We start from the raw sequence: 26,375 nt of genomic DNA, 5'->3' as shown, positions 1-26,375 counted from the left end.
AGCCATCATGGAAAAGCGTGCTCACGTTAGTAGTGGTGTTTCCCTTTTAGATAAGCTCATTGATCATGACCCTAGAAATAGCACTGACGTGCATTTCCCGCTTAACAGTCAGCAGATTGTCCGAGGCTTAATTAGAGATGTGGAAGCTCTATTAAATACGAGACTCAGTTGGGTAAAAGTGGACAACACGTTACCCGAGCTTAGGAAATCTTTGCTTACCTATGGTTTACCCGATTTTTCATCTATGCCATTTAGCAGCAAAGATGGGCAGCAGCATCTTTGTAAAATTGTTAAAGATACACTGCTTGAATTCGAGCCAAGGTTTAAGGAGCTCTCGGTGTCAATAATCAATGACAAAGATGATGTTGATCGAGTGTTACGTTTGAGAATTAGCGCTGTTTACGAACTGGGTCAAAAATATCACGAACTGGTGCTTGATTCAGAAGTAGAGCCAGTCAGTCTAGGTATGAAAGTGAGTGAAACGACATGAGTGATGAGTTTCTTAAGTACTATAATCGTGAACTTGCTTATCTGCGTCACAAAGGTCAAGAGTTTGGAAGCACTTATCCTAAAATTGCCGCAAGGCTCAAACTTAGCGAAGAACAAGTCGAAGACCCCCATGTCGCGAGAATTATGGAGGGGTGTGCTTTTCTAACTGCACAAATAAGGCAGAGTTTGGATAACAGTTTTCCACAGTTGACGGAAGCGCTTATTGGGCAATTATTTCCAGATTTTCATGCCCCTATACCTTCGATGAGCGTGATTAAAATTAGCAGCGATGAATCAGCAACATCGAAGGTAACGGTTGAGCAAGGTGAGAGCGTTTCGTTTGAAGCACCTGGGTTTAAGTCTTGTCAGTTTAAAACATGTTACAAAACAGATGTATTACCCATAAACATCAGTGAAGCATCGTTTGAAAATGCGCCTTTTCGTGGGCAGCTATTGGATATTGAAAAAGAAGCAAAATCGGTTCTAAAACTCACTTTAAAAGGTGCAAGTAAAGAAATCGAGTTAAACCAACTGGATTTTGATTCGTTGCGACTTTTCTTTAATGGACAACCGCAAGTTTCCTATCGACTACTGCAGCTTTTACTTCAATCTTCGATAGGTATGGCTGTAGTGGTCGATGATGAAACAACGCGTCAACTTACGCCAAGACATGTTAGCCCAGTGGGGTATACCAACGAGTTTTCAGTGGTTCCTTACAGCAAAAGAAGCTTTGTTGGAAGCCGATTATTGGTTGAATATTTCTTGTTTCCTGAGAAGTTTCTTTTTTCAGATCTCATTAGTCTTGAGCCAAGCTGGTTTGGTGGTAATGATGAAGCTGAAATTTGGATTTATTTCGACCAGAGCTGTGATTGGCTGGAGAAGCAAGTTACAAAAGACAGCGTATTGTTAGGTTGTACTCCTGTCATCAACATGTTCAGCCATGCGATGGAGCCGACAAGGGTGGTTGCGTCCGAATACGAATTCCCGTTACACCCAGAACATTTGGAGCCTGATACAACGGAAGTCGTTAGTATTCAAGAGATTGGCGTGCGCAGTTGGCAAATGAAATACCAAAGCCTACCGCCATTTTACGCTGGCGAACATACCAATTATCTATCAGAGCATGAGATTTATTGGACTATGCGAAGGGAAGACAAAAGTTGGGCGGGAGGATTTGATGAGCCTGGGCGTGATGTTTACGTTTCATTCATAGATAAAGACCATAAAATCTTCACCCCTGGAGCAAGCGACAATTGGGTCATGTCGGCTCAAGCTTGGTGTTGCAACCGTAACCTTCCCAAGAAGCTGCCTTTTGGTGGTGGCATGCCTAAGGTAAATATGCCTGATGTTAAAGATAATTTTGACAGCCTTAGATGCTTGGTTGCGCCGACGGAAACCATAAGACCTTCAATGGATTCAAGCTCTCGATGGCAGTTCGCAAAGTTACTTACGTTGTCGCATTTTTCAGATGATGGTGGGCTCCAAACGTTAAGAGAAACGTTGAATTTGTATGCTTTCAAAGCGTCGCCAGAGTCCAAATCCATGATTGACTCCATTGTCTCCATGAAAGTGGAGCCTGCAACGGGTCGCGTGAATCAAAAAGGGCGAGTGGGTTTTTGTCATGGGACTGAAATTACGCTGGAAGTTTCTGAAAGCGCGCAATCTAAAGAGCAAATATTCTTATTAGGAAATGTATTGTCGACCTACTTCGCCCAATTTGCAGAGATCAATACGTTTACGAAACTGCGCATTACATTGAAAGGGGCTGGCGATGTGTTTCATTGTTGGCCAGCGTTATGTGGCGAAAAGGTGTTGCTATGAAGCGAGAGAACTTTATAGAAGCGCTAGACAAAGAACAGCTTTTCGAATCCTTGCACTTAATTGAACAGTTTCTTCTGAAATCTAATGCGAACTTAGGCACCGACCATCTACCCAGTCAAGAAACCATCGAGCTGAAAGTAGCTCAACAGCTGGGATACGAAGTTGGCGAATTTACGACCGTTGAAGAAAAGCGTAATCAAAGCTTCATTGTTATGACGAATTTGATTGGCTTAACGGGTGAGAACGGTGTGTTACCCAAGCACTATAGTGAGTTGATTTTACAGCGGCTCAAAGATAATGACCCTACGTTGCAAGATTTTTTAGACATTTTTAACCATCGAATCTTATCGCTTTTCTATCGAACCTGGCAGAGCTTCCAACCGACGGTTCAGCATAGGAAAGTTTCCGTGAATGAATTTTCGCCATGGAATCAAGTTTTAGAATCCTTGACTGGAGGGTTAGGTCACAGAGCGATTCATTGGGGGGGAATATTTAGCCAACCCGTGAAGAGCCGAGGGGCGATACAAGCATGTATGGAGTCTCTCTCTGGCTGCGATGTGATTATTCGTGATTTTAAAGGAAAGTGGATGCATCTCACTGACTGCGAGCAAACGCGTTTGTGCTCTAGGCGTCTACCCGAAGGTCAGTATTCAGAACTTGGACGCGGGGCAAGTCTTGGAAGAAAAGCATGGAATGTGAATGCAGGATTCATGGTTGAGTTTGTTGCTCAAGGGCAAGAACAGGTACACGGCATGATGCCTAATGGCGAACGAATTTGTGAAATCAAAGCGCTGTGTAAAGACTTGCTTGGAAATACCGCTTCTGTTGAATGGAGCCTTACGGCGCAATACAAGCACCTTCCTAAAGTCCAACTCAAAAAAGGGGGAGGAAGACTCGCGTTGGGAAGCGTCCTTGCGCCTCACAAACGTTCAGAAAACGGCACCATCACAATTCGAATTTAAGCAAAATCAGTTAGGCGACACATAAGGAAATATCAATGACATCTTTATCTCTAACCGCGTTAGTAGAGAGGCTTTCTAGTGATGCGAAATCTTCATTAGAGCAAGCGGCAGCGCTAGCGAGCACTCGAACTCATCATAGTATTGAAATGACACACTGGCTAATTTCGATACTTCAACAGCAAGGCTCGGCTATTCAGGCACTATCTGATCATTTCAACCTGAATGTATTCAAACTAGAAGATGATATTCAAAAAAGCTTAGAAAAACTCAAAACAGGCTGTCAAACCGTACCAGGCTTATCCGCTCACACGGTAACCATCTTAAAAAGTGCGTGGATGGCTTCAAGCATCGATTTCTCCGACGAGCAAATTGATATTGTGCACTTGGTCTACGCACTGCTAAATGACGACACGCTATTTGCGGTTTCATCTGCCTTTGGTCATGAGCTTGATAAAGTCACTCCTGAAGCGTTACAGCAGTTTTGGAAAAGTGAAGAGCGAAGCGTTACAGAGAAATCATCGACGCAAAAGGTATCCACTAAGTCTTTGGATCAATTCACCATTGACTTAACTGAGCAAGCTAAAAAGGGCCACATTGACCCTGTTGTGGGTCGAGATAATGAAATTCGACTGATGATCGATATTTTACTCCGACGCCGCCAAAACAACCCCATCTTAACGGGTGAAGCGGGTGTTGGTAAAACTGCAGTCGTAGAAGGTCTTGCACTCAAAGTTGTACAAGGGGATGTCCCTCCTGCGCTTCAAGGCGTATCGATTAAGTCATTGGATTTGGCGCTACTTCAAGCTGGCGCAGGCATGAAAGGTGAATTTGAAAATCGCCTAAAATCTGTGATCAAAGAAGTCAATGAATCGCCGACGCCGATCATTATGTTCATCGATGAAGCACATGGGCTTATAGGAAGTGGTGGGCAAGCCGGGCAAGGTGATGCTGCCAACATTCTTAAGCCAGCATTGGCAAGAGGAGAGTTAAGAACCATCGCTGCCACCACTTGGGCTGAATACAAAAAATACGTAGAGAAAGACGCAGCGTTAACCCGACGATTCCAAGTTGTTCAAGTGGATGAGCCTGCTCCTGAACTCGCTGTAGAAATGTTACGCGGGCTTGTACCTGTTATGGAAGCGCACCACGGTGTGCACATCACCAATGAAGCGTTGAAAGCGGCTGTATATCTATCCAATCGTTATATCAACGGTCGTCAACTGCCGGACAAAGCCGTTTCGGTACTCGATACTGCTTGTTCAAGAGTAGCGTTAAGCCAGTCTGCGACACCGGGGCAGCTTGAATCTCTTGAGAAAACACGAGAACAAAAAGCGGCACAAATCGCCCAGCTCGAAAAAGAGCAAGCTCTTGGTCACGCTCACACTGAGGTTTTGGCTTCTCTAAAGGAAGAAAGCGATACGCTAGCGGATGCGATCGCAGAGTTAAAAACGATCTGGGAAACTGAATCAAGATTGGTCCATGAGTCCAATCAATTGAAGTTTGACGTTCTTGAAGAGCAGAAAGAAGGAGCGCTGGAAAGGTTGATAGAAGTTGAAGCGACATTGGCAGAAAACAAGACGCCAATGGTTTTTTCACATGTTAACGAAGCGCTGGTGTCTGAGATCGTTTCTGATTGGACGGGCATCCCATTAGGAAAGCTGCAAAATGATGAGATTAATAGTCTTCTATCACTAAAGGATAAATTGTGTGAACGTGTGGTTGGTCAAGATCATGCATTACATACGATGTCTGAAGTCATTAAAACTGCTCGTGCTCAACTCAATGAAGAATCTAAGCCAAATGGCATATTTTTTCTTACGGGACCAAGTGGCGTTGGTAAAACCGAGTCTGCCCTTGCGATTGCAGAGCAGGTTTATGGCAGCGAGGAAAATGTCACCGTCATTAATATGTCTGAGTTTAAAGAAGAGCACAAAGTTTCGCTGTTGCTGGGGTCGCCCCCTGGGTATGTTGGCTATGGTGAGGGTGGAGTGCTTACTGAAGCTGTTAGAAGGAAGCCATATAGCGTTATTCTATTGGACGAAATGGAAAAAGCTCACCCAGGTGTCCAGGATGTTTTTTACCAAGTCTTCGATAAAGGAACCATCAAAGATGGGGAAGGGCGAGACATCGACTTTAGAAACACAATCATCATCATGACGTCTAATGCGGGGACAGACACGACAATGGAGTTATTCCAAGACCCAGAATTAGCTCCCGATATTGATGGTCTAAAGACGGCTCTGCGAGACGATTTATTGGAAAGCTTTAAGCCCGCCTTCTTAGGCCGAGTGAATGTGATTCCATACATCCCACTGAATCGAGAGGTACTGCAAGGTATTGCTAGCATTCAATTGAATAAGATTGGAAAGCGCATCTCAGCAAACTACAACGCAGAATTTGAGTATTCAGATGAGCTGATTTCCAGCTTAATCGACAATTGTAATGAAGAAGGTAGTGGGGCTAGAGCCATCCAAACCATTATTCAAAATAGTCTATTACCAAAAATATCAGATGAGGTTTTAAATGCAATTTCTAACGATAAGGCTATTAATAAAATAGTCATATTAGGTGAGGTGAATACTATTTCTATAAATGTCGAATAAGTGAATTATCAATAACATATTTAATTGCGGTGCAATTCAAATTAAGTGCTTTTTTATTAATTTAAGCTATTAAAATGATTGAATATAAGTTATAAAAACGCGTATTTAATTAGTTGTAAATAACTTATTTATAATTAACTCCCCTTAGCGGATTTAATCGTTTTTGGGATATTACTTGCTCATAAATATGAGTTGAATTTATCAATGCTATAGGAGATTAGCATGCAGGCAAATACATACCTTAAATACGCGGATATTAAAGGTGAAGCTACTGCTGAGCAGTACAAGGATCTGATCACTCTACTTTCTGTTGATTGGAGCGTAGGTCGTGAAATTACTTCTTACACTGGTACTGCTCAAGACCGTGAAGCAAGCTCTACTCGTCTGTACGACTTGACTATCACTAAACTACAAGACCGCGCTTCTCCAGATCTTTTCAAAGAAGCGACCATCGGTAAAGGTAAGCCAGCTGTATTCCACATCACTAAGCAAGGTGAAAAAGTGGAAGAAATCATGAAGATCGAACTTACCGATGCAATGATTTCAAACTACGCCGTTTCTATCCAAGACGACCGTCCAGTAGAGACTATCACTATTTCTTACACAGAAATGATGATGACAGTTACTCCAACTGATGACAAGAACAACGTTGTTGCTCCTCTTGTTTACGGTTACAGCGGCGTTAAAGGTCAGCAAATGTAATTCATGTTGCGGGGCAGCTTTGCCCCGCACTTGTCTCACTCAGTAAGAAGTCTGTAATGAAAAAAGCGACACAAAGTAATAATTTCATCAAAATATCCACTGCATTTGGGTATGACACAATCATTCTGAATAGCTTTCAATATTATGAAGGTCTTTCAGAACTTTTCTCACTACAAGCTTTAGCCTATTTTAATGGCACTCAAGGCGAACTCAGTCAAATAATTGGTAAGCCAGCTATCATTCTAATGGATAACTCCATAGAAGTAACCGATACACCTAGATATTTTCATGGTGTGGTGACTAGTGCTCGTATTTTGGGGAGTCGAGTATCAACAAGTAATGACGGTGAAAATTACAAAGACATTGAGTTGACAATTAAACCTAGATTGGCACTTTGTTCTTATAGAAAAAATAATCGAATATTCCAAAATAAAGATGTTAAAGAGATCGTATCTTTATTATTAGGAGAGCATGCCGTCGAATTTAATTTAAAGCTCAGTAAATCGTATTCAAAGTACACGTTTAAAGTTCAATATAACGAAACTGATCTTGATTTTATATTGAGAATTTTAGCAGAAGAAGGGATTGGTTTTAGTTTCCTCCATGAGGAATCAGGTCACAAGCTAGAATTGTTTGATGATTTGAGCTTTTACCAGCCGAGTATCGAAGCTGAAGTTATCCATACTACAGGAAGCTCAGATCAAGCTCACATATCTTCTTGGCAAGAAACCCAAACGATTACAACCAAAGCAAGTTGTTTATCTGGCTTCGATATGCTGAAACCCAATAGCCTACCGAGCCACAACGTGCTAATGAAGCCTGTGTCTTATACTCCGCCGATGAGTGAATATTATGAGTACATGGGGGAAGAGGAAACCGCTGATAAGTACGCGTATAGAAATCAGCATATTCTTGAGTCCTTGCAAAGAGAAAGCCAAGTGTTTTCTGGTAACTCAAGCTGCCGCACGTTTACCACTGGGCACACCTTCAAATTTGAAGATCATGAAGATAAAGCGTTCGTCGGTAAAGAATTTGTTCTTTCCCATGTATCAATAAACGCTTCTGTTTTTAACCAGACGGGCAGCCATGGTAACGCAGCACAAGGTCTTGAAATCCAATTTTATTGTATGGATGTCAAAAAGCTCTTCCGACCTTCCATTCCCCTCGGAAAGCCAAGAATTCAAGGCATCCAAACCGCCATTGTTACGGGACCTTCTGAAGGTGATATTCACGTAGATAAATATGGTCGAATCAAGGTTCAGTTTCATTGGGATCGGGAAGGGAAGCGAGACGCTCAAAGCTCTTGCTGGATTCGTGTAGCCCAGCAAAGTGCCGGAAACGGTTGGGGAAGTACGTTCATTCCTCGAGTAGGGCAAGAGGTTATCGTTGAATTTATTAACGGAGATCCAGATCAGCCTATTGTTATGGGCGCGCTTTATAATGGTGCCAATGCAACTCCTTATGCGCTGCCGGATAAGAAAACACAAAGTGGTATCAAGAGCCGAAGTGTGAAAGGGGGAGCGAGTGATTTCAATGAACTGAGATTTGACGATAAACCAGGTAAAGAGTTGGTTTACCTGCATTCGCAAAAGGATTTTCAGTCAGTGGTTGAAGACAGTGCCGACATTTTGGTGGAAAAAGACAAAGTCGAAACGGTTAACAACAATGAAGCGCATAACGTTGGGAAAAACCTCAGCATTGACGTTGGTGAAGTTTTATCTCTTAGCGCAGGCAAGAATATTGAGATTAAAGTGGGCGGAGCATCGATAACGATGTCTAGCTCTGGCGAAATCAATATTAAAGGTAATCAAATTGCAATAAATGGATCGGCTATTGATTTAAAAGCAGGGAAGATCGCTCTCAATTAAGTTTTTCTTGAGAGAGAAAGCTTTACTTAAGTTAGGATACGAATGCCTTTTACGTTTAGACCAGTAGCACTAAAAGCTGGTCACCAAAACTTGAATAGTATTTTGATGAAAACATCAAACTACAAGGTAAATATGGAGAATTCGCAGCACGTTTTAGGTCCTGCGAATCGAATGATTTCAAGTCAATCAGAAAGCGTAGTTACTCGGCTTTGCGATATTGTTAAAGCGTGTCGCTCAGACTTGGAGAAAGTATCTGAGCCTGCTCCGTGTCTTGTGTTTTTGCCAGAAAAACAAACGTCAGATGATTTCACCCCCTTGTATCAGGAACTGAAAAAGTACTTTTACCCATTAAGAAGTTCAGCGCCTAAGCTCATTTATACGTATGGAAGAGCGTCATTTTTGATGTCACTGACAAAGCTCAATACGTTAATCCAACAGTACTCTGATTCAGGTGTTTGGTTGCTGGGTATCGATTCATCTCCGGCGTTTTGTGTTCAAGACGAAGTAACAGAGTCAGCTATCTCGATCAACGACAGTTTTTTCCTCGTTAAAGCCGTTGGTTCAACGGACGGCTTAGTTTTTGAGTGGGGACAAATTGATGCATCAACGATGGATAAACAGCCTGGCGACAGCATTCGTTTTCTCATGAGAGCTGGCGCGAAGTCAGCGCGTTCTTCATTTACCAATATCTGCCTCCCGTTTGGTGTGCCAGATAATGTTGTCGAAGAATGGAGCAATGAACTTCATCATATTCATAACGTTGTGAACGAAGAGAGCGGCTATTTATTCACTGAAACAGAAGTCGGTGATTTAGGGGCGAACAGCGGTCTATGGAAACTCCTCCAACTAGAACATGAGCAAAGAACAAATCCGGTGGAGGGGTTTCACTGTTTTCAACTTGACGTGTCGAACAACAAGTTTAGGGCGGCGGCGGCACTTACATGGCGTGTATAACGAGCTAGATTGAATGATTAAGGATAACTTCAGTAAAGTGATTCGGTGCGGGTCAGAGCTTTACACCTTCTCTAGAACTAAGCAAGGGAAAGGGAAATTAAAGTCCTTTCAAGACGAACGTGAAGCGAAAAACTTTGCACATTTCTTATTTACAAAATCAGATTCCCAATCTCTGGCTTTGCTTTGCCAATTCTTGTCGCCTAGTACGTCAGTACCACTTAAGGTATTTGAGCGCCAACATGACCAAATTCAAGCATTAGCGTATTTTTTGGCGCACGGAATGTTATTTTGTTATGTCGAAGTGTCCACCCCTTCCATTTCTAGTACAGCTACCGCGTTTAGGAAAGTGGTGTATGAAGAGACAGAAGAAAAAGCCCTATCAGATGGTCAATCTGAAGAAGCACAAGACAATGCAAGTGCGTCATCCGAGCCCCATACACCAGTGAGTGCCAAAGAACACGAAACCGGTGGAGGCTCTATTTCCATGGTGACAGGTGAAGAGCTCTTATCTCTTGATGATTTTGTTCACTTAGATGGTTTGAAATGGGTACGTCATTACCGCTCATCACTCTGCGAGCATGATCAAGGGTTGGGGTTTGGCTGGCGCCATAACTATTGCTTTAATTTTTTTGAAATTGAGAATGAAGAAAAAAAGGTAGAAAGTTGGCGTTTTGTGGATGATTTTGGTTACGCCATTGAGTTCTTGCCTGTAGGTAAAGGGGCGATCAGCCACCAGATATATGCAGGGGCTTCTTGTTTACACCATGCAAATGGATACCGAATCGTCACTTTATCAGATGGAACTCAATACAAGTTCTTTCCATTTAATGACGCATGGAAACTGATTCAAATACGGGACATTGCGCTCAAGCAAATCGATTTAAAATATTCTTCTCATGGGAGACTGATTGAATTGCATTCAAACAGTGTCCTCGCCTTGTATTGCCAATACGATAGAGAAGGGCAGCTCATCGGATTAAAGTGCCCGAATACGGAAAGTTTTGTTGTGGAATACAAGGTGGAAGACAGGCTACTTACCTCTGCTACCAACCAATCTGGGCTGTGTGAAACGTACACGTATCGAGATGACGCATTGCTTTTGACCAGAACACGTCCGAGCGGATTCACTCATTACTTTGAGTGGCAAGGTGATGGGAAAAAAGCGAAGTGCACACGAAATTATGGAGACAATGGTGCTTATGACTACCACTTTGTCTTTGGCAATGGAGAATCTAGCTATACCGATACTTTGGGTAACCGCTGGCTTTTCAACCATGATAATAGCGGTAAGCTGTTAAAGAAAACCAGCCCAGAGGGTCGTATTCAAGAATGGCAATACGACGAGTTAAGGCGGCTCGCGAAAGAAATTCAACCTGATGGTACTTTTACTGAACATTTTTACAACGAATTTGGGCAGTTGACAGTTAAGCGCCATAGTAGTGGTGCCGTTACCCAGTATCGGTACAATGAAATGGGAAGACCTGAAGCCATCATTACGCCAGATGGTCAAACCAGCCGTCGTAAATACAATAGCCTTGGTCAGCTCGTTTCTAGTGTTAATGAAAACCAGGTTTTTAGCCACTATCACTATGATAAAAAAGGTCGCTTGATAGAGCGAACCCAGTCGAATGGCAACAGTGAGCGATGGTGGTGGAATGAACAGAATCAACTTCAGGGTTTACAAACGAACGGCTCATTAATTCGATACAGCTACAACCCAAACAATCGAATCAACGGTATGGCTTATCCTGACGGTATGCTCGTCACCTTCGAACAAAGCGACACAGGTCAGTTGATTCGCCAGCGTATATTTCATGGTTTTGATAAAAGCGTATGCCGTGAACATTCGTATTCTTACGATGATGCAGGTCGCATTACGTCCATACGAACGCCAAGCGGATTAACAGGGTTTGTATGGGGTGAACTTTCTCAACCAGAAGAGCTAAACCGTAATGACGGCAGTGCCCTGTCTTTCCAGTACGATGGAGAGCGTAATCTCAAATCTATTCTTCGAAGCGATGACTTAGGCTACCATCTCACGTTTTCGCCAGATGGGCTGTTAACCCAGACGCAAGGGTTTGATGGAACCAAGCAGCACTACCAGTACGATATTTCCGGTCGTATCCGCGAATTGCAGTCGGGGAATCGAGCCGTAAAAATCACCTACAATGCCCACGGCGACATTTCGTCGATCAAAGCCAAAACAAGGCACACCTTTAATGAGTGTCATTTTCAGCATAGCCTTGGAGGTAAACTCCTAAGCGCTTCAAATGAATCGACGAGCCTCGCCTTTGAATACACCGAGCAAGGTCTTCCAAGTACTGAATGGCAATCGACCGCTTATATAGGGTATCAATACAACGACCACGGGCTTTGTAAAGCACTAGAATTACCCTGTGGAGAGTGTCTGTACTTCGGCTACGATGAGTTTGGTCGCTTAGTCACGATTGCCCGAGCGACCCAAAGCCGAGGTGAACCGCTCCCATCAAACATCGAAATCCAATATGACCCAATGGGGCGGTTGGCTTCTTTGAATTATGGTAACAACTTAAATGAGGTCAGAACGTACGATGGTCTCGGTCGGTTAAAATCTCAAGAATGGCGCACTCGTAGCCGACAATACCGCTATGACGTCGCGCATAATCTTGCCAGTTACGCCGATAACGAGCTAGGGCATACACACTTTCATTACGACAAGCTGACCCAGCTGGCCCGTGTTAAAACACCCCATGATGTCTATAAGTATCGATTTGATAGCTTTGGCAATCCTGTAGGTGATGACATTGTTGTTGAGCAAGACCGTATTCTTGAATTTGAAGGTTTGCGTTATCACTACGACGACCAAGGCAATCAAGTAAAGGTAGAAGGTGACGACCACTTGCAAAGGCGTGAGTTTAATGCACTGAATCAATTGGTGACGGTCAACCACAATGGCAAGCTTGCACACTACGAATACGATGCTTTAGGCCGCCGAAGTAAGAAGACGACAGAAACGGGCGTTACTCAATTTATATGGCAAGGCAGCAAACTGATAGGAGAAGTGACTCAGAGCAGTTATCGTTGGTATCTCTACCAGCCTAATAGCCACGCACCATTAATGCTGGTGATGGGGGAAGCATGCTACTTCTATCAAAACGACCACTTAGGTACCCCTATACGGATGGTGGATCATAACGGCAAGGTTGTATGGCAAGCCAACTACAATCCGCAAGGGCAGGCGAATGTTGAGATAGAGCAAGTCACCAACCCGATCCGTTTTCAGGGACAGTATTTCGACCCCGAATCTGGGCTGCACTACAACCTATCCCGATACTACGATCCGCTCACTGGTCGTTTTATCCAACCTGACCCAATTGGTTTACTGGGTGGGATCAACCACTATCAATATGCCCCAAACCCAGTAATGTGGATAGCTCCATCAGGTTTGTGTTGCGAAGAACCAGATGCGATAGTCAGCCCAAACGTAGCGAGTAGCGGAGTCATTGAAACCCAAGTGGTTTCCAATTTAGTGATGCCTCATGTTTTTGGAAGCATTACTTCGATGAATAGCTGCGCTTCACTGGGGTTCTCAAAAACAATGGTAAGTGATCTGGCTTTTGGAATTGTATACAAGGGGAACGCTTCTATACCTGCATTCCACCCAATTCCAGATGATCTGGTGGATATGCGAGCATGTGAAGACGTTGCTGGTTTTGGGCGTTATGCAATGGCAGTGCTCCCTACAGATTCTGGTCGCACGGCTAACCCTAGTAAGACAGTAGTTTCTAAGATGTCTGAGTCTGATTTTAGAGATAGAATTGTGCTTTTGGAGTGGCTATACGGTACAGATAAGGTTCATTTATTGGAAAAACATGGAGCGAGTGCAACAGGGTTGCCACGGTACCGGAGAGTTAAAAACCTTGAGTACCCAAACCCCACTACTGGCTTGCTGGAAAACTGCACCAAGAATGGGAATCAGCTTCTGACTTTTGAGGAGCATTACAAAGTGCTAAGAAAAGCGATTCTTAAGCGTAAGAAAGATCCCACTCAGGTCAGTATAACCGTTCAATTTGATAGTGATAATGCTTCTGAGAAAGCGTTCAGCCTAACTGATCAGCATTAGGGTTTATAGCTCTTTCTTATCGCTCTCTTTTTTATCGCCTAAGGATGAGTTTTTATTGGTAAAAACATATTAGTTGATACACACTGAATAAAAATGGCGGTGTACACTATGATGGTTAATAAAGAAAATAAGCAGATATTGGCTGTTGCTGGAAAGATAGATGAACATCTCTCTTCACTTGTTGAAAATATAGATATTTTAAGCAGCGTCACCCCACTGAATTACGCTGAAGAGCGGCAACGTTTTTTCGACAATCGTTTTTCCGTCGAGCCAAGCTTTACGTACAAAGAGCAAACGTTTGATGTTCATCAAGCTAAACGAGACCTCTACTCTCTTCCTATCGAGAAAATCGACAACGAGAAACTTCGCTTACTCTATGCAGAAGTGATTCAATCCTATGCAGATAAACTCGATCAACTCAGTTCAATAGGCGGCGCAGATTTTCTGTACAACTCGCTGCGTTACTATGGTGAACCAAGCAGTAAAGATGTGCGTAATGCCCATTTTTTGTTACATCTTCCCATTGAAGAAGATACCTCTCTTCACCATGACTGTAATGAGATTGCCGCTTTCATGCAGCAATTTTGCACCGAACATGGCTATGTAGGCGAAATTGAAATTAGCACGAGCATGATAGCCAATGCTCTCGTTTCTGGTAGCAAAGTGAAAATCAATGCCGCTGCTAGTATCTCCACCCAAGAAATGCATGCCCTCGCTCATCATGAATTAGGAGTCCACTTACTCACCACCATCAATGCTCGTATGCAACCGCTGAAACTGCTGAGTTTGGGATGCCCTGTCAACACAACAACTCAAGAAGGGTTGGCAATTTTGTGTGAGTTTTTATCCGGTCACTTTAGTCTTAAACGTCTTAGAACATTAGCACTTCGTGTTGCGGCCGTGGAATCGATGATTACAGACCGCGATTTTCGACGTACTTTCTTATTACTCAAAGAGCAATACAAGACGGATGATATGACGGCTTTCACTATAACAAGCCGTGTATATCGAGGAGGTGGTTATACTAAGGACTATCTCTACCTAAGTGGATTTAGAGAGATTCTTAACGCCTATGATCAACTTGGGGATGAGTTTAATTTACTGCTCGCGGGCAAAACAGAAATACGGTATTTCTCTACAATCAAAGCGTTAGTCGAGGAGGGTATCCTCCTCCCTCCAAAACTCATTAGCCCAGCAATCGCTAAACCTGCGTTGACCGATCCCATCTATAAGTTTGTCGCCAACGCGCTCAAATAGCATCTAAAAGGGAGTTCAAGGAAACCGGTCTCTTTAGCGAAAAACTAAGAGTTTTCTCTTTTGCCACTGTATTTCTTTGTTCATGTCCATGAAACGGAGCTGGGCCAACGCCTGATATCTGATTGAGTGGAAGAATCGGAAAAGCAGTTACTGCAAAGACGATCGCCCATTATAGTGATTGGTGATGGGCAAATTGGTTTTCCATTACTCTGCTTATTGGGTGTTTTACAGCCAACATGATGATAAAGACGCCAACCAGTTCAAAAACATAAAATTTCCGCTTGCACCCCTGAGCCGCAATGGGTAATATCCTCCTCGTTCCAAGGGAATGCGTCCGTAGCTCAGTTGGTTAGAGTACCGCCTTGACATGGCGGGGGTCGGTGATTCGAGTTCACTCGGACGCACCATTCCTTATTGAATATGCGTTGTTTTATAAACATTGCATGACGAACGTTGTTATTTGGGTCCGTAGCTCAGTTGGTTAGAGTACCGCCTTGACATGGCGGGGGTCGGCGATTCGAGTTCGCCCGGACCCACCAAATTTCACAAAAAACCTGCTTTTAGAGCAGGTTTTTTTGTATCTGTGACTCGCCCATTTCTTTCACTTACTTAACCCGTTTTGGCTTACGACTAACACAGTAGAATAGTCTTATCGTAGTTGGTCAGAGTGCGAGTACGGTGTTGGACATAAGCTGGCGAAGTTCAAAACTCTGCTTTGTAATTCAACACAATCAAAAGCCAACGAGAATGCGGTTGGCTTTTGACCGGATATTCTAGCTTTCCGCTCGCTTAACGCGGATCTTACTTTTATCAACATTCGTCATATTTAGCGCATTGATTGCTGTTTTTGCTTCGTCATCGTTCGGCATCTCAACAAACGCAAAACCCTTTGAGTTTCCCGTTTCTTGATCTAATACGAGATTACATTCCGCGACAGCGCCATGAGTAGAAAATAGAACTCGAATGTCTTGTTCAGAAGTGGAGCGAGCGAGGTTGCGAACTAAAAGTTTCATAAGTATCCGTTGGTGTATTGATTACGCGTGGATTGTCGCAGCTAATGTAACTAAAACCAAGGAATGATTTTTAGCGGTCCATGCAGGAAACTTGGTAGCAGGGTAAAGAGTAAAATTCATTGGTGAAAAATGTACCGTTTAAAAATGTAGAACGTAAAAGGCTTTGTGCAGTGCAAAGCCTTTTTTCAGCTTGTTTTTAACGTCATTGGGGGAGTGTAAGTTAATACACAAAACGGAATTCTATTATTTGCCGTTATCGCTAGTCTGACAGGGGCTTAAACTGGTAGTCTCGCGGGCAGGGGAATAGGTTACTCTGTCTAATAAATATGAAGGCTATTATAGGCATCACAAGAAAGCCGATGGTTAACTGTCCGAGAAAATAGTGAAAACATTCACAGGAATGGAAGTCACAAAATGGATTGTTATCTATCGGTAATGCGGAGTGAAGACCGTTTCAATAGCATCATTATGCACAGAAGATAACGGTCAAATCGAAAAGAAAAAGTGATTGTTCTCCGAACTTTTTGCAACCGTTTACATCCATGGTCACTTATTGAAGTGATTAGCTCGCATATACCGGATGATTACGTCGCGAAAATAGCGAGCAATTTGATACAACTACCCTGAGTAACCCAATTTTTTCAAGTGACTGAGTTCACGTGGGTTATATAAGGGGTAGATATGAGAAAAAGGATTTTAGCGTGTGTTATTTTTGCTGCACTATCTGGTGCATCGGCAATCGCACAAAGGCCAGCAGAACCCGCGTTGTTACTTGCCAACGAGTATTCGTCTGAAATTGACCTAGATGAATATTGGGTATCAGAAAAACTTGATGGCATTCGCGCTGTCTGGGACGGTACATCGCTTTACACACGTAAAGGGACCAAGATTCACGCGCCTGCTTGGTTCACCGAAGGGCTCCCTTCTTTGAAAATGGAGGGCGAGTTATGGGCTGGAAGAGGGAAGTTTCATGTTGTTCAGCAAACGGTTATGGACAAAACCCCATCTGATATCGCCTGGAAAAACATCCAATTTATGATTTTCGATTTGCCTCACTCAGCGGGTGACTATGCGAAACGTTATTACGATATAAAAAATTGGGTAAAAACCGTCGATCGACACCATATTCGATATGTAGAGCACATTTCCGCATCTAATCATTCTCAGCTGATGAAAATGCTCGACAGAGTCGATGACAATTATGGCGAAGGTTTGATGCTTAGAAGAGTAAATCAAAGCTACCGAGCAGGGCGTTCAAACGATTTACTCAAGCTCAAAAAATATGAAGACGCCGAAGCAACAATCATTGGGTACAAGCCGGGAGAAGGAAAGTACCACGGAATGCTGGGCTCGTATCTGGTGCGTTGTGCCAATGGTAAAGAGTTCTATATTGGAAGCGGGCTAAAAGATTCAATGAGAAAACAACCACTGCCCATTGGTGCGACTATCACTTACCGCTTCAACGGACGTACTGAATCTGGAAAACCGCGATTCGCCCGTTTCCTGCGTGAAAGAGTAGAGTAGCTAAAACGATCGAGTTTAAGAACCTGGAGCGCCTCCGCATCTAGCGAACAGCCCTTGCCAGTATTTAACATGACTCAGTATCGCAGATTTGAACCCCTTATGGTGTTGCTCTATTTTGTAGAAATTTGGGTAACTTTCATTGGTTTTTTGCAGAATGACCGCCAGCTCGACATTCAGTTTCCTGTATGTTTTATCTAGCCTTGATAAATACGGTTGAATTTTCTCGACATACTGGCTTTGAAATACGTTTTTCATATACGTGAACTGCGTGTTATCCCGTTTCTCTCCACAGCGAATGTTTTCATCGAATTGATTAAGTTGTTCCGTTGCTTGATTGAGCCACAAGGTACTATTAGCTAAGCTAAAACTCAGAGCACCGATGACATTAGTCGTTTCTATTACTTTCTGTGACGACGTAACATATTGACTATTTACTGTATTATGCTCTTTGTCTTTTGAGGTATCGGACAATTGCAATGTAATTTGGTAAAACGGTTTAAGTGCCAGATCTAGCTCCGTTAACCCGAAAGCCCCTTCAATAGGCAACCAGTCATTGCCACTGAGCTGAGTACGCCAAGCGTCACTTTGAGTAATAGTATGCGCAAGGTGTAGCGGGTAATGCGCTAACTTTTGCTCGTAGGCAATGCGGAGTTTTCGCTGAACCCCTTCAGATACATTAGAGTGATTCAGGCACTTTTCTACTCCAGCAAGAAATCGCGTTTCATAATCTAGCTGATGAAATTCATCTTGAACTTTTCCGAGTGATGAATTCCTTTCCGCGATCAGTTCAAATAGTCCACAGCGCCTTAACTCATAAGATTCGAGCAACCCAAGGGAAATGCGTGGGATAGGGGTTTGAAGATGTTTTTTGTCTGGAAGGCTAACAAAATACGTATCGGGTGGGCTCAAAGGGGCAACGCCTTGCACACGGGCTATACGAGTTAGGTAGTCTTCGTACATGGAGAGTGCTGGCGGCTCCTTACACCCTGAAAGCATGGTGATACAAAGAATAGCGATGGCACGCACGACAAGTTTTCCTCGAATATACTGGTGGAGTATAAACACTTAATACGTCTTAAAACCAAAGATACATCAATGGAAACTATAATGCCTAGGGACTCAGGGAATTATAGTTCAGGATCTAACGTGACGAGAATTCCAACTGAATGTCGTTGGGCTGCTTGTGCATCCAATGAAGGCGGAGTCCGAGCATAACGGCGGCAGAACTCAACCCAATAATAAAACCTATCCAGAAACCCGTTGCGCCCATAGGCTCAGTAACCCAATCCGTCATGCCTAAAATGTATCCGGTTGGCAATCCTAGTACCCAGTACGCGATGAACGTTCGATTAAAAATGGCTTTCATGTCTTTGTAACCGCGCAATGCACCAGCAGCAATGACTTGAATTGAATCCGTACACTGATAAACGGCGGCGTATACCAAAAGGGCGCTTGCAACAGAGACCACTTCTCGGTTGTCGGTGTACAACAGAGAAATGTGCTCTCTGAAAACAATGGTCATCAATGCTGTGAAACACGCAGTGACTAAGCCAACAATGATACCAACTCGAGACGCTATTGTTGCCCCTTCGGTACTCTTTTCCCCCAGCTTGTGTCCAACTCGAATACTTAGGGCTGCGCCAATGCTCATAGGAAGCATAAAGATCAATGATGAAAAGTTCATCGCGACTTGGTGGGAAGCAACCGTTGTCGGTCCAAGGGGGGCAATAAGTAATGCAACAACTGCAAACAGAGTCACTTCAAAAAACAGTGCAGCTGCGACAGGCAAACCTAACTTGAATAAGCGAAGCTGTGCTTTCCACTGTGGAGGGTGAAATGCACCAAACAAATTGATGTGGTGGAGTTTCTTTGCCTTTGCGACATAAAAAAGCATCATGCCGAACATGATCCAGTAAACGATGGTCGTTGCTACACCACAGCCAACACCGCCCAAGGCAGGCGCACCAAATTTACCGTATACGAATATCCAGTTAAGCGGAATATTAAGAAGTAAACCAAGAAATCCGACGACCATCGCTGGTTTGGTTAACGACAGACCATCTGTGAGGCTGCGCAGTGTTTGAAACAACAAAAATGCCGGTACGGCATACATAATGGCGTACATGTACCCACTGGCTTTCTCTGCCATGAGCGCTTCAACGTGCATCCAATCTAGAATTTGTTGTGTTTGAAAAAGCACCGCAATAATAGGAACCGATAAAAGAAATGACATATAGATCCCTTGTTGAATTTGGAAAGGAATCTTAACCTGACGACTAGAGCCATTTAATTGCGCAACCACGGGAACAAGGGCCATAAGCAGACCGATTCCAAACAAGATAGAGGGTAGCCAAACACTTGTAGCGATAGCGACTGCTGCCATGTCGGTTGGGCTGACACCGCCGGCCATTACGGTGTCGACAAACCCCATGCCTGTTTGGGCGACGGACGCAATGAGAACCGGGGTGGCTAACGTAATGAGTTTAGCGGCTTCTTTTTGATAGCGATGCACAGACAGCTCCGATACAGCATACAAACGGGGATAGAGTGGCGCATAATAAAGAATTGATCGTAAGATACCAATAACTTTGTTGAGTATAGAAAAGAGAGCCATATGTTTACTGGAATTGTACAAGGTACAGCGAAGATCGTATCGATAGAAAAGAAAAAGGAATTCCAAACTCACATTGTCGAATTGAATGGCAGTTTAGGTGAAAATCTGCAAATAGGTGCGTCAGTTGCCCATAATGGTTGTTGCCTGACCGTAACGAAGAGAGAAGGTAGCCATGTGTGGTTTGATTTGATGCAAGCAACACTAAAACTCACAAACTTAGGGGCATGCCAAGCGGGTGACAGAATAAACATAGAGAGAGCAGCAAAGTTTGGTGACGAGATTGGTGGTCACTCAATGTCGGGACACATTTCGACCGTTGCTAAAATTTCTGATGTTGAAAGCACAGAGAACAATCGCACTCTTTGGTTTGAGTTAGAACCTAATCAAATGCGCTACGTGTTGGAAAAAGGCTACATTGGTATTGATGGTTGCTCACTCACCATAGGCAGTGTGAAAGAAAACAGATTTTGCGTTCACCTTATTCCTGAAACATTGACGCGTACTCTTTTCGGAAGTCGAACAATTGGCGATCTAGTCAATATAGAATTTGATCCGCAAACACAAGCCATCGTCGATACAGTGGAAAGAGTACTAGCCGATCGAGAATAATGGACAACCGGATTGATGATTAAAAAGAGCACCAATTTGAATTTGGTGCTCTTTTAATTTGTCATGTAACTAAAAACAGTACCAAACTCATTGAGTTCAGTGTATTTGTTCGTCATCGGCATGGACAGTTAGCTGCACCTTATCATGCTGTTCGTCTACTAACATATTAAAATGAATTGCATAACAACAAGATGGGCAGTCGTCGTAAAAATCTTGGCTGCCATTTGATGAGTCCAAAGTAATGCCTATTCTGTATCCACAATGTGGACACTTTACACTTTTTTCTGTGTAATTTTTCATATCCCCCCCTGCCAAACACCATTGAGAATCCTCTAATGAATTCGTGTTCATACTAGACTTTTGCCTTGCTAATAGAATTGAATTAAGTATGAAATATGCTTAAGTGCAAATTTTTTAGGGAAAATGATTTAGACCACGTGTTGAGGGTCATAAAAAACAGATAAGCTGAAAAAAATAGCAGATGAGGAATATTACGACCCGCCCCAAAACGATGAATTGTTCGCCATAGTAAAGGGAAATAAGACCGTAATAATTTGAAATATTAATTATGTGCCGATATTAGAGCGGCGACAACACAAATCCGACCAATCAATTTTGCCCGCTGACACGCGCCACTGACTAGGTATGATCTAAACTGTCCCCCTCCCAATAAAAATATACCTACCGTAAGCTATCTACAATATTTTGAGCATCATCTAGATAGTGCCCACCAAACAAATTGTAGTGGTTTAAAATGTGGTAAAGATTATAAACATCTCTGCGCGTTTGATAGCCGGAATCGAGTGGTCTTACGCTTTCGTAACCTTGGTAAAAATCCAACATAAACTCACCAAAAAGTTCTGTCATGGCAATGTCGCATTCTGGATCGCCCCAATAAGGCGCAGGATCATATAACATCGGACCAACTGGCGTGTTCGATATGTTTCCGCTCCACAGGTCACCATGGAGCAATGAAGGAGTAGGGTGATGGGCAGCAAGCCGATCGTATACGGAGGCAACAATTTCATCGGCTCGTCCAAGTTCTACGCCTTTTTCTTGCATTAATTGAAGTTGCCAACCAATACGTTGTTCAGAAAAGAAACGAGCCCAGTTTTTATGCCAAGAGTTGGGTTGTAACGTTGTACCAATGTAGTTATCTGAGTCAAAGCCATACTCCCGTTGATCGCCCCAATTATGATGTTTAGCAAGCTGCAAGCCAAATCGATAACTGGCTTTCGCACTTTCTAAGGGTTTGCATGGTATGTAGTTAAGAATGAGAAACGCATGATCTTTGCAGTGACCCACATGAACGACTTCTGGTAGAAATAATGCGTCGGATTGTCTTAGAGCAGTAAGGCCTTCCGATTCCGACTCAAATCGAGGAAGAAAAGAACGGTCGTTAACCTTAACAAAATAACGTTGTTCACCGTCGCTGATCATATAGCTCTGGTTAATGTCACCGCCGCTCAAACGGACTTTTTCGGAAATTTTGTAATCAAAAACGAGTACTTCAGAAAGTTGCTGCGCTATGGATTGCCACATATCCGGTCCCTATTAATAATTGAATAGTCTCACACCAATATTAGCCCATAACTTTTTTTAGTTACTGTTAAATCCGCCACATATAGCCAATACAATTTATGCGGTTATGATTAAGCGATCTGATCAAGATCTTCTTTTCATGAGTAGATGTGAAGCAACTCAGATTTTGAAGACAAAAAATAAACTAAAGCATAGGTTTGTAAAATCAATACACTATAGTGTGATGTTGATTCAGGAATATAATCCCCATGCGTTTGTTATGAAAGTACTTATTTGTGACGATTCGGTGCTGGCTAGAAAGTCAGTCGCTCGTTGTATCGCTAATTCTGCGCACCAACAAATACTTTTTGCTGGTGACGGTCAGGAAGCTCTGGACATATTGAAGATACAGAGCATAGACGTTATGTTTCTGGATCTTACTATGCCCGTTCTTGATGGCTATGAAGTACTTTCTGCTCTCCCAGTAAATGATTACCCCACAAAAGTGATTGTTGTTTCCGGCGATGTACAACAAGCCGCAAAAGATCGCTGCCGAAACCTTGGGGCATATGAATTTTTAGAGAAACCTCTCAACCCTGAAATTGCAATGCCTTTGTTTCCTCGTATTGGACTCACGTTTGCTCAAAACGCCTCTTCGGATCCATTACCTAAGCTCGATCCTATGACGAAGTTTAAAGAGTTAACCAATATCTCATTAGGTAGAGGAGCCGCGATCATTTCAGACCATTTGGGTGAGTTTATTCATATTCCTATCCCAAGTGTTGGTTTGTTAAGCCTTGGTGAGCTCGCGATGACGCTTGAAGATGTATTGCATCGAGAAGGATCCATAGCGGTTGCTCAGCGCTTTGTTGGCGGAGGCATACACGGTGAAGCATTGGTGTGTATGCGGGGTAACCAAATAGAGGAAATGGGGCAGAGCCTTGGGTTTAAGGTGAAAGAATCTTCATACAACGAAGTGGTCATTAATATTGCCAATTTGTTAGTGGCGTCTTACCTCGTATCGCTTGGTGAACAGATGTGTACACAGTTTGCGTTGCGTCAACCCGCAGTGATTGATCATTTCCATCAAGAAATTAATTCACTCAATGTTGGCGGGATGGGGGAGCTGTTTACGATCGAGTACACGTATTTTGCCGAGTCAATTAACTTTGAATGTGAAGTACTCTTCCTTATTGATTCACGGTCTGTCGGCAAAATAAAACGTATTCTGGAGACGATGTAATGTCAGATATAACCCTTGATATTGCAGATTTTCACTGGGCTTTGCAAGTGATGGATAATATGGATTCAGGGCTGGTTGTTCTCGATAAGAGTTACAATGTCTGCACATGGAATAGCTTTATGCAGTCTTACAGCGGAATCACTGCCGACATCATCATGGGACATAATCTATTTGATCTCTTTCCTCAACTTCCGTCTGAGTGGTTAAAATCAAAAATTGAAGCTTCGATAAAGCTAAAAATGCGCGGATTCTCCAGTTGGGAGGACAGACCTTACCTTTTTGAATTCAATAACTTTTCCCCTGTCTCAAATGGCTTGTCGGTGATGTACCAAAATGTTGTCATCACACCACTTAAGGCGCTAACGGGAGAAGTGACGCATGTCTGTCTAATGATTCATGATGTTTCTGACATAGCAAAAAAGAAATTACACCTTCGAGAAACCAACCAAAAACTCAGCCACCTTAGCCGAACTGATGGGTTAACCGGTTTATACAACCGTGCACATTGGGAACAGTGCCTCAGTGAGCAATTTATTCAGTGTCAGACCTTGTGTACTCCAGCATCGTTAGTCATCTTCGATATTGATCACTTCAAGAAGGTTAATGACACCTATGGTCATAGCTCGGGCGATAGTGTTATCCGGCAAACCGCTCACTTGTTGAAGAAAACAGCGAGGCAGGCGGACTTTTGCGGTCGATATGGGGGAGAAGAGTTTACGGTGCTCCTCCCCAATACCAATTCCGATCAAGCTTACTATTTTTCTGAAAGGCTCAGAAAACGCGTTGAAGAAACTCTAGTTTCAACAGAGAAGGGAGAGATTGTGTTTACAATAAGCCTTGGTATCAGTGAATTTTCATCCAAAATGGAAAATTACTTAGCCTGGCTTGAATCCGCCGATAAGGCATTATACAGCTCAAAGCAAAACGGACGTAATCAGTCTACAATCTATACTTAATGCCCTTGGTTAATTATAACGAGATCAAATTACCACGTTATTTGTTGGTCATTTGGTTCTGTTGATATATCAAATTCATCAGATATGTCTTAGAATTTAGGTAGAAGTAATAAGACACCAACACGGTGGAGATGAATAGTGGTTGTAGAAACTGATGGCTATCTTGCTCTTATTGAGCATTTAACAATGAACCTAGACATATTTGCCCAAGTCGAAGGTGATACGGGCGATGAGAGTATCGAAGACGTCGTTACTGATCTCATTGCAACCAATATTATGGCTATCTTTGAACAAAATCCTGAACTGCACTCAAGCGTACGATTTAAACTGCTTAAAGAAGCGGATGCTGTTGTTGACGATTTGGGTGAAGTGCTTGCTGGCGCGTGGAACAAGAAAGCCACAAATGAGCAAATTAGTTTTTTAGATGAATATATAGCACTGGTTAAAAACCTGTTCGATACTGCTGTGGCAATATACGATTAAGTTTGATGACGGTACTTTAAGTACAGAAAGCGCACACAATTAACCGATTATTGGTAACGGAAAGGGATTGGTCTTTGACTAGCCCCTTTTGAATTTACACGTAAGCAATCTCGACCTGAGCTCGCCTGAGTTTAGCTGTCCCCCTTGAGTCTAGCTATCGCCCTTGAGTCGTCATCACAAAATGAGAACAGTCCGCTAGTTTACTCTTCGGAAATGCCAAAATGCGTTGGTCCAATAAGGGGTATCTAGGCGCGAGATGATGACCCCTTTCGATGTAGAAGCATGCATAAATGTATTGTTTCCCATATACACACCAACGTGATGTTGTTTGCGAGCTATCTTAAAAAATACAAGATCTCCGGTTTTAGCTTCCTTGTATGACACCTGTTTTCCCACTTTGCTTTGTTCTTGCGTTGTCCTAGGTAACGGCGTTGCAAAAGCTTCATTGAAAGCCACTCTGGTGAAGGCGCTACAATCTATGCCACCGCGATCATTTCCCCCAAATCGATAAGGTACGCCTTCCCACTTTACATACACTTTGCTCAGAGCTTTCTGTGTCGCACTATTTAGCGTAGCGCTTGGCGCATATGTGTCAGCAGTAACGTCAGATTGTGGGGTAGAGCAGCCGACCAAGAGCGCGCTTACCATTAATAACTTTATCGATACAATTTTTTTAAAACACATACTCGTTTTGATTGTTAAATATATTATCTTCGAAATACGGCTGTCATGAGCGAGCAATCGCGGACTATGAAAAATGCGGAATTATCCGCCCAATACGACCCAAGTTAAGCGAATAAACTAAGGAATGCAAAGTGAAAATGAGAGTAAGTTTACCGCTAATCATGTCTGAAGGGTTGAGTCAGCATCTTCCATAAATGTTGCTCTTTGGGTCTTCTGAATATAGGAAGCCCAATTTCCACACCATCGTGTCCTTTACTTGGTTGAGATCGATAAGTACCAAACCACTGATCCCATACCGATAAGAAAAAACCAAAATTAGAATGTGTCTCTTGCACTTCAGTCGAGTGATGAACGCGGTGCATGTCAGGGGTAACAAGAATCTTACGCAACCAATAATCCAGTTTAAGTGGGAGTTTACCGTTACTGTGGTTGAACATCGCACTCACATTCAGAATGATCTCAAACACGACAATAGCAATCGGAGAAACCCCTAAAGCAAGGACGAGCGCAATTTTTATCCACATGGACAAAATTATCTCAATAGGGTGAAATCGGCTACCCGTTGTGACATCAATATCTTGGTCCGCGTGGTGCATTCTGTGCAGTCGCCACAAAAAAGGCAGACGATGAAACAGCACATGCTGAACATAGATGGCAAAGTCGAGAATGAGCACAGAAAGAAGAATGTTAACTAAAGCCGGAAGGTCGAGAAAGTGAAACAACCCAAATCCAAATTGTTGGGCTTGCAACGCGCTATCGAACGCAACAATTGGCATAATCACCGCCAGACAGAGACTGTTCAGCCCAACCAAGCCTAAATTGTTTCCCCAGCGGGTTAATTTCCTTTGGGTCAGTGCCTTTCTAGGTGCGTAGTATTCCCAACAAGCAAAAAGAATCAATCCGCCAATAAAAAAGCTCAACCGAATTATCACTGGATCTTCCATTCATTCCTACCTTTATGCATCTCTAA

Annotated in this window: 21 protein-coding genes and 2 tRNA genes; 16 read left to right on the top strand and 7 right to left on the bottom strand. The window is 43.0% G+C overall.

Annotation, left to right across the window (positions count from 1 at the left end; all coding sequences use genetic code 11):
• Positions 1 to 7: 7 nt before the first annotated feature.
• From tssE to HC752_RS08105, 11 genes are all read left to right on the top strand, one after another.
• Positions 8 to 490 carry a type VI secretion system baseplate subunit TssE gene (gene tssE, locus HC752_RS08155; RefSeq protein ID WP_190334634.1) on the top strand — a complete coding sequence of 161 codons (483 nt, stop codon included), beginning with the start codon at positions 8 to 10 and terminating at the stop codon, positions 488 to 490.
• A complete protein-coding gene (gene tssF / locus HC752_RS08150; RefSeq protein WP_190334633.1) occupies positions 487 to 2,310 on the top strand; it encodes a type VI secretion system baseplate subunit TssF in 1,824 nt (607 codons plus the stop codon). Before tssE ends, tssF begins: the two co-directional genes overlap by 4 nt.
• A complete protein-coding gene (gene tssG, locus HC752_RS08145; protein WP_190334632.1) occupies positions 2,307 to 3,272 on the top strand; it encodes a type VI secretion system baseplate subunit TssG in 966 nt (321 codons plus the stop codon). Before tssF ends, tssG begins: the two co-directional genes overlap by 4 nt.
• A 35-nt stretch (positions 3,273 to 3,307) precedes the next feature.
• A complete protein-coding gene (gene tssH, locus HC752_RS08140; RefSeq protein ID WP_190334631.1) occupies positions 3,308 to 5,875 on the top strand; it encodes a type VI secretion system ATPase TssH in 2,568 nt (855 codons plus the stop codon).
• A 222-nt stretch (positions 5,876 to 6,097) separates the two neighbouring features.
• Entirely contained in the window at positions 6,098 to 6,577 is a 480-nt protein-coding gene (locus HC752_RS08135) for an Hcp family type VI secretion system effector (RefSeq protein ID WP_101115393.1), read from the top strand.
• A gap of 56 nt (positions 6,578 to 6,633) precedes the next feature.
• Positions 6,634 to 8,445: a type VI secretion system tip protein TssI/VgrG gene (gene tssI, locus HC752_RS08130; protein WP_190334630.1), complete on the top strand. Its 1,812-nt coding sequence runs from the start codon at positions 6,634 to 6,636 to the stop codon at positions 8,443 to 8,445.
• 42 nt (positions 8,446 to 8,487) lie between these two features.
• On the top strand, positions 8,488 to 9,399 hold the full coding sequence (locus HC752_RS08125; RefSeq protein ID WP_190334629.1) for a hypothetical protein: 912 nt from the start codon (positions 8,488 to 8,490) through the stop codon (positions 9,397 to 9,399).
• Between the two features lie 13 nt (positions 9,400 to 9,412).
• Positions 9,413 to 13,501, top strand: coding sequence for an RHS repeat-associated core domain-containing protein (locus HC752_RS08120; RefSeq protein WP_190334628.1), 4,089 nt, complete (start codon positions 9,413 to 9,415; stop codon positions 13,499 to 13,501).
• A gap of 108 nt (positions 13,502 to 13,609) precedes the next feature.
• Positions 13,610 to 14,758: a flavohemoglobin expression-modulating QEGLA motif protein gene (locus HC752_RS08115; protein WP_190334627.1), complete on the top strand. Its 1,149-nt coding sequence runs from the start codon at positions 13,610 to 13,612 to the stop codon at positions 14,756 to 14,758.
• Between the two features lie 330 nt (positions 14,759 to 15,088).
• A tRNA-Val gene (locus HC752_RS08110) sits at positions 15,089 to 15,165 on the top strand.
• A 55-nt stretch (positions 15,166 to 15,220) separates the two neighbouring features.
• A tRNA-Val gene (locus tag HC752_RS08105) sits at positions 15,221 to 15,297 on the top strand.
• Between the two features lie 234 nt (positions 15,298 to 15,531).
• Here the strand turns inward: HC752_RS08105 and HC752_RS08100 are convergent.
• Positions 15,532 to 15,771 (bottom strand): RNA recognition motif domain-containing protein, encoded by a 240-nt coding sequence (locus HC752_RS08100; RefSeq protein WP_190334626.1) that lies wholly within the window; start codon positions 15,769 to 15,771, stop codon positions 15,532 to 15,534.
• 681 nt (positions 15,772 to 16,452) lie between these two features.
• Between HC752_RS08100 and HC752_RS08095 the strand changes: the two genes are divergently transcribed.
• Entirely contained in the window at positions 16,453 to 17,295 is an 843-nt protein-coding gene (locus HC752_RS08095; protein ID WP_190334625.1) for a DNA ligase, read from the top strand.
• Between the two features lie 15 nt (positions 17,296 to 17,310).
• Here HC752_RS08095 and HC752_RS08090 read toward each other — a convergent pair whose 3' ends face one another.
• Entirely contained in the window at positions 17,311 to 18,321 is a 1,011-nt protein-coding gene (locus HC752_RS08090) for a DUF3080 family protein (protein WP_190334624.1), read from the bottom strand.
• 115 nt (positions 18,322 to 18,436) lie between these two features.
• Positions 18,437 to 19,909 (bottom strand): MATE family efflux transporter, encoded by a 1,473-nt coding sequence (locus tag HC752_RS08085; protein WP_190334623.1) that lies wholly within the window; start codon positions 19,907 to 19,909, stop codon positions 18,437 to 18,439.
• On the opposite strand from HC752_RS08085, the gene HC752_RS08080 reads away from it, so the two are divergent.
• Complete coding sequence (locus HC752_RS08080; protein ID WP_190334622.1) at positions 19,910 to 20,518, top strand: riboflavin synthase subunit alpha; 609 nt, start codon at positions 19,910 to 19,912, stop codon at positions 20,516 to 20,518.
• Between the two features lie 96 nt (positions 20,519 to 20,614).
• Here the strand turns inward: HC752_RS08080 and HC752_RS08075 are convergent, their stop codons facing one another.
• Entirely contained in the window at positions 20,615 to 20,818 is a 204-nt protein-coding gene (locus HC752_RS08075; RefSeq protein ID WP_190334727.1) for a CPXCG motif-containing cysteine-rich protein, read from the bottom strand.
• A 381-nt stretch (positions 20,819 to 21,199) separates the two neighbouring features.
• On the bottom strand, positions 21,200 to 22,060 hold the full coding sequence (locus tag HC752_RS08070; RefSeq protein WP_190334621.1) for a fructosamine kinase family protein: 861 nt from the start codon (positions 22,058 to 22,060) through the stop codon (positions 21,200 to 21,202).
• Positions 22,061 to 22,319: 259 nt separating this feature from the next.
• Between HC752_RS08070 and HC752_RS08065 the strand changes: the two genes are divergently transcribed.
• From HC752_RS08065 to HC752_RS08055, 3 genes are all read left to right on the top strand, one after another.
• Positions 22,320 to 23,282, top strand: a complete 963-nt coding sequence (locus HC752_RS08065; RefSeq protein ID WP_190334620.1) for a response regulator — start codon at positions 22,320 to 22,322, stop codon at positions 23,280 to 23,282.
• Positions 23,282 to 24,238, top strand: a complete 957-nt coding sequence (locus HC752_RS08060; RefSeq protein ID WP_190334619.1) for a sensor domain-containing diguanylate cyclase — start codon at positions 23,282 to 23,284, stop codon at positions 24,236 to 24,238. Before HC752_RS08065 ends, HC752_RS08060 begins: the two co-directional genes overlap by 1 nt.
• A gap of 138 nt (positions 24,239 to 24,376) precedes the next feature.
• Entirely contained in the window at positions 24,377 to 24,721 is a 345-nt protein-coding gene (locus HC752_RS08055) for a DUF3802 family protein (RefSeq protein WP_190334618.1), read from the top strand.
• Between the two features lie 195 nt (positions 24,722 to 24,916).
• Here HC752_RS08055 and HC752_RS08050 read toward each other — a convergent pair whose 3' ends face one another.
• Both HC752_RS08050 and HC752_RS08045 read right to left on the bottom strand, forming a co-directional pair.
• The gene (locus HC752_RS08050; protein WP_238930458.1) at positions 24,917 to 25,369 is read right to left on the bottom strand and encodes a C40 family peptidase; all 453 of its coding nucleotides are present in this window, start codon (positions 25,367 to 25,369) and stop codon (positions 24,917 to 24,919) included.
• A 191-nt stretch (positions 25,370 to 25,560) separates the two neighbouring features.
• The gene (locus tag HC752_RS08045) at positions 25,561 to 26,349 is read right to left on the bottom strand and encodes a sterol desaturase family protein (RefSeq protein WP_190334616.1); all 789 of its coding nucleotides are present in this window, start codon (positions 26,347 to 26,349) and stop codon (positions 25,561 to 25,563) included.
• Between the last annotated feature and the right edge of the window lie 26 nt (positions 26,350 to 26,375).

It is taken from the genome of Vibrio sp. S9_S30, from assembly GCF_014694455.1.
Taxonomy (GTDB): Bacteria; Pseudomonadota; Gammaproteobacteria; order Enterobacterales; family Vibrionaceae; genus Vibrio.
The sequence above is the reverse complement of the archived record's forward strand: the minus strand, read 5'-3'. Positions and strand labels throughout refer to the sequence as shown.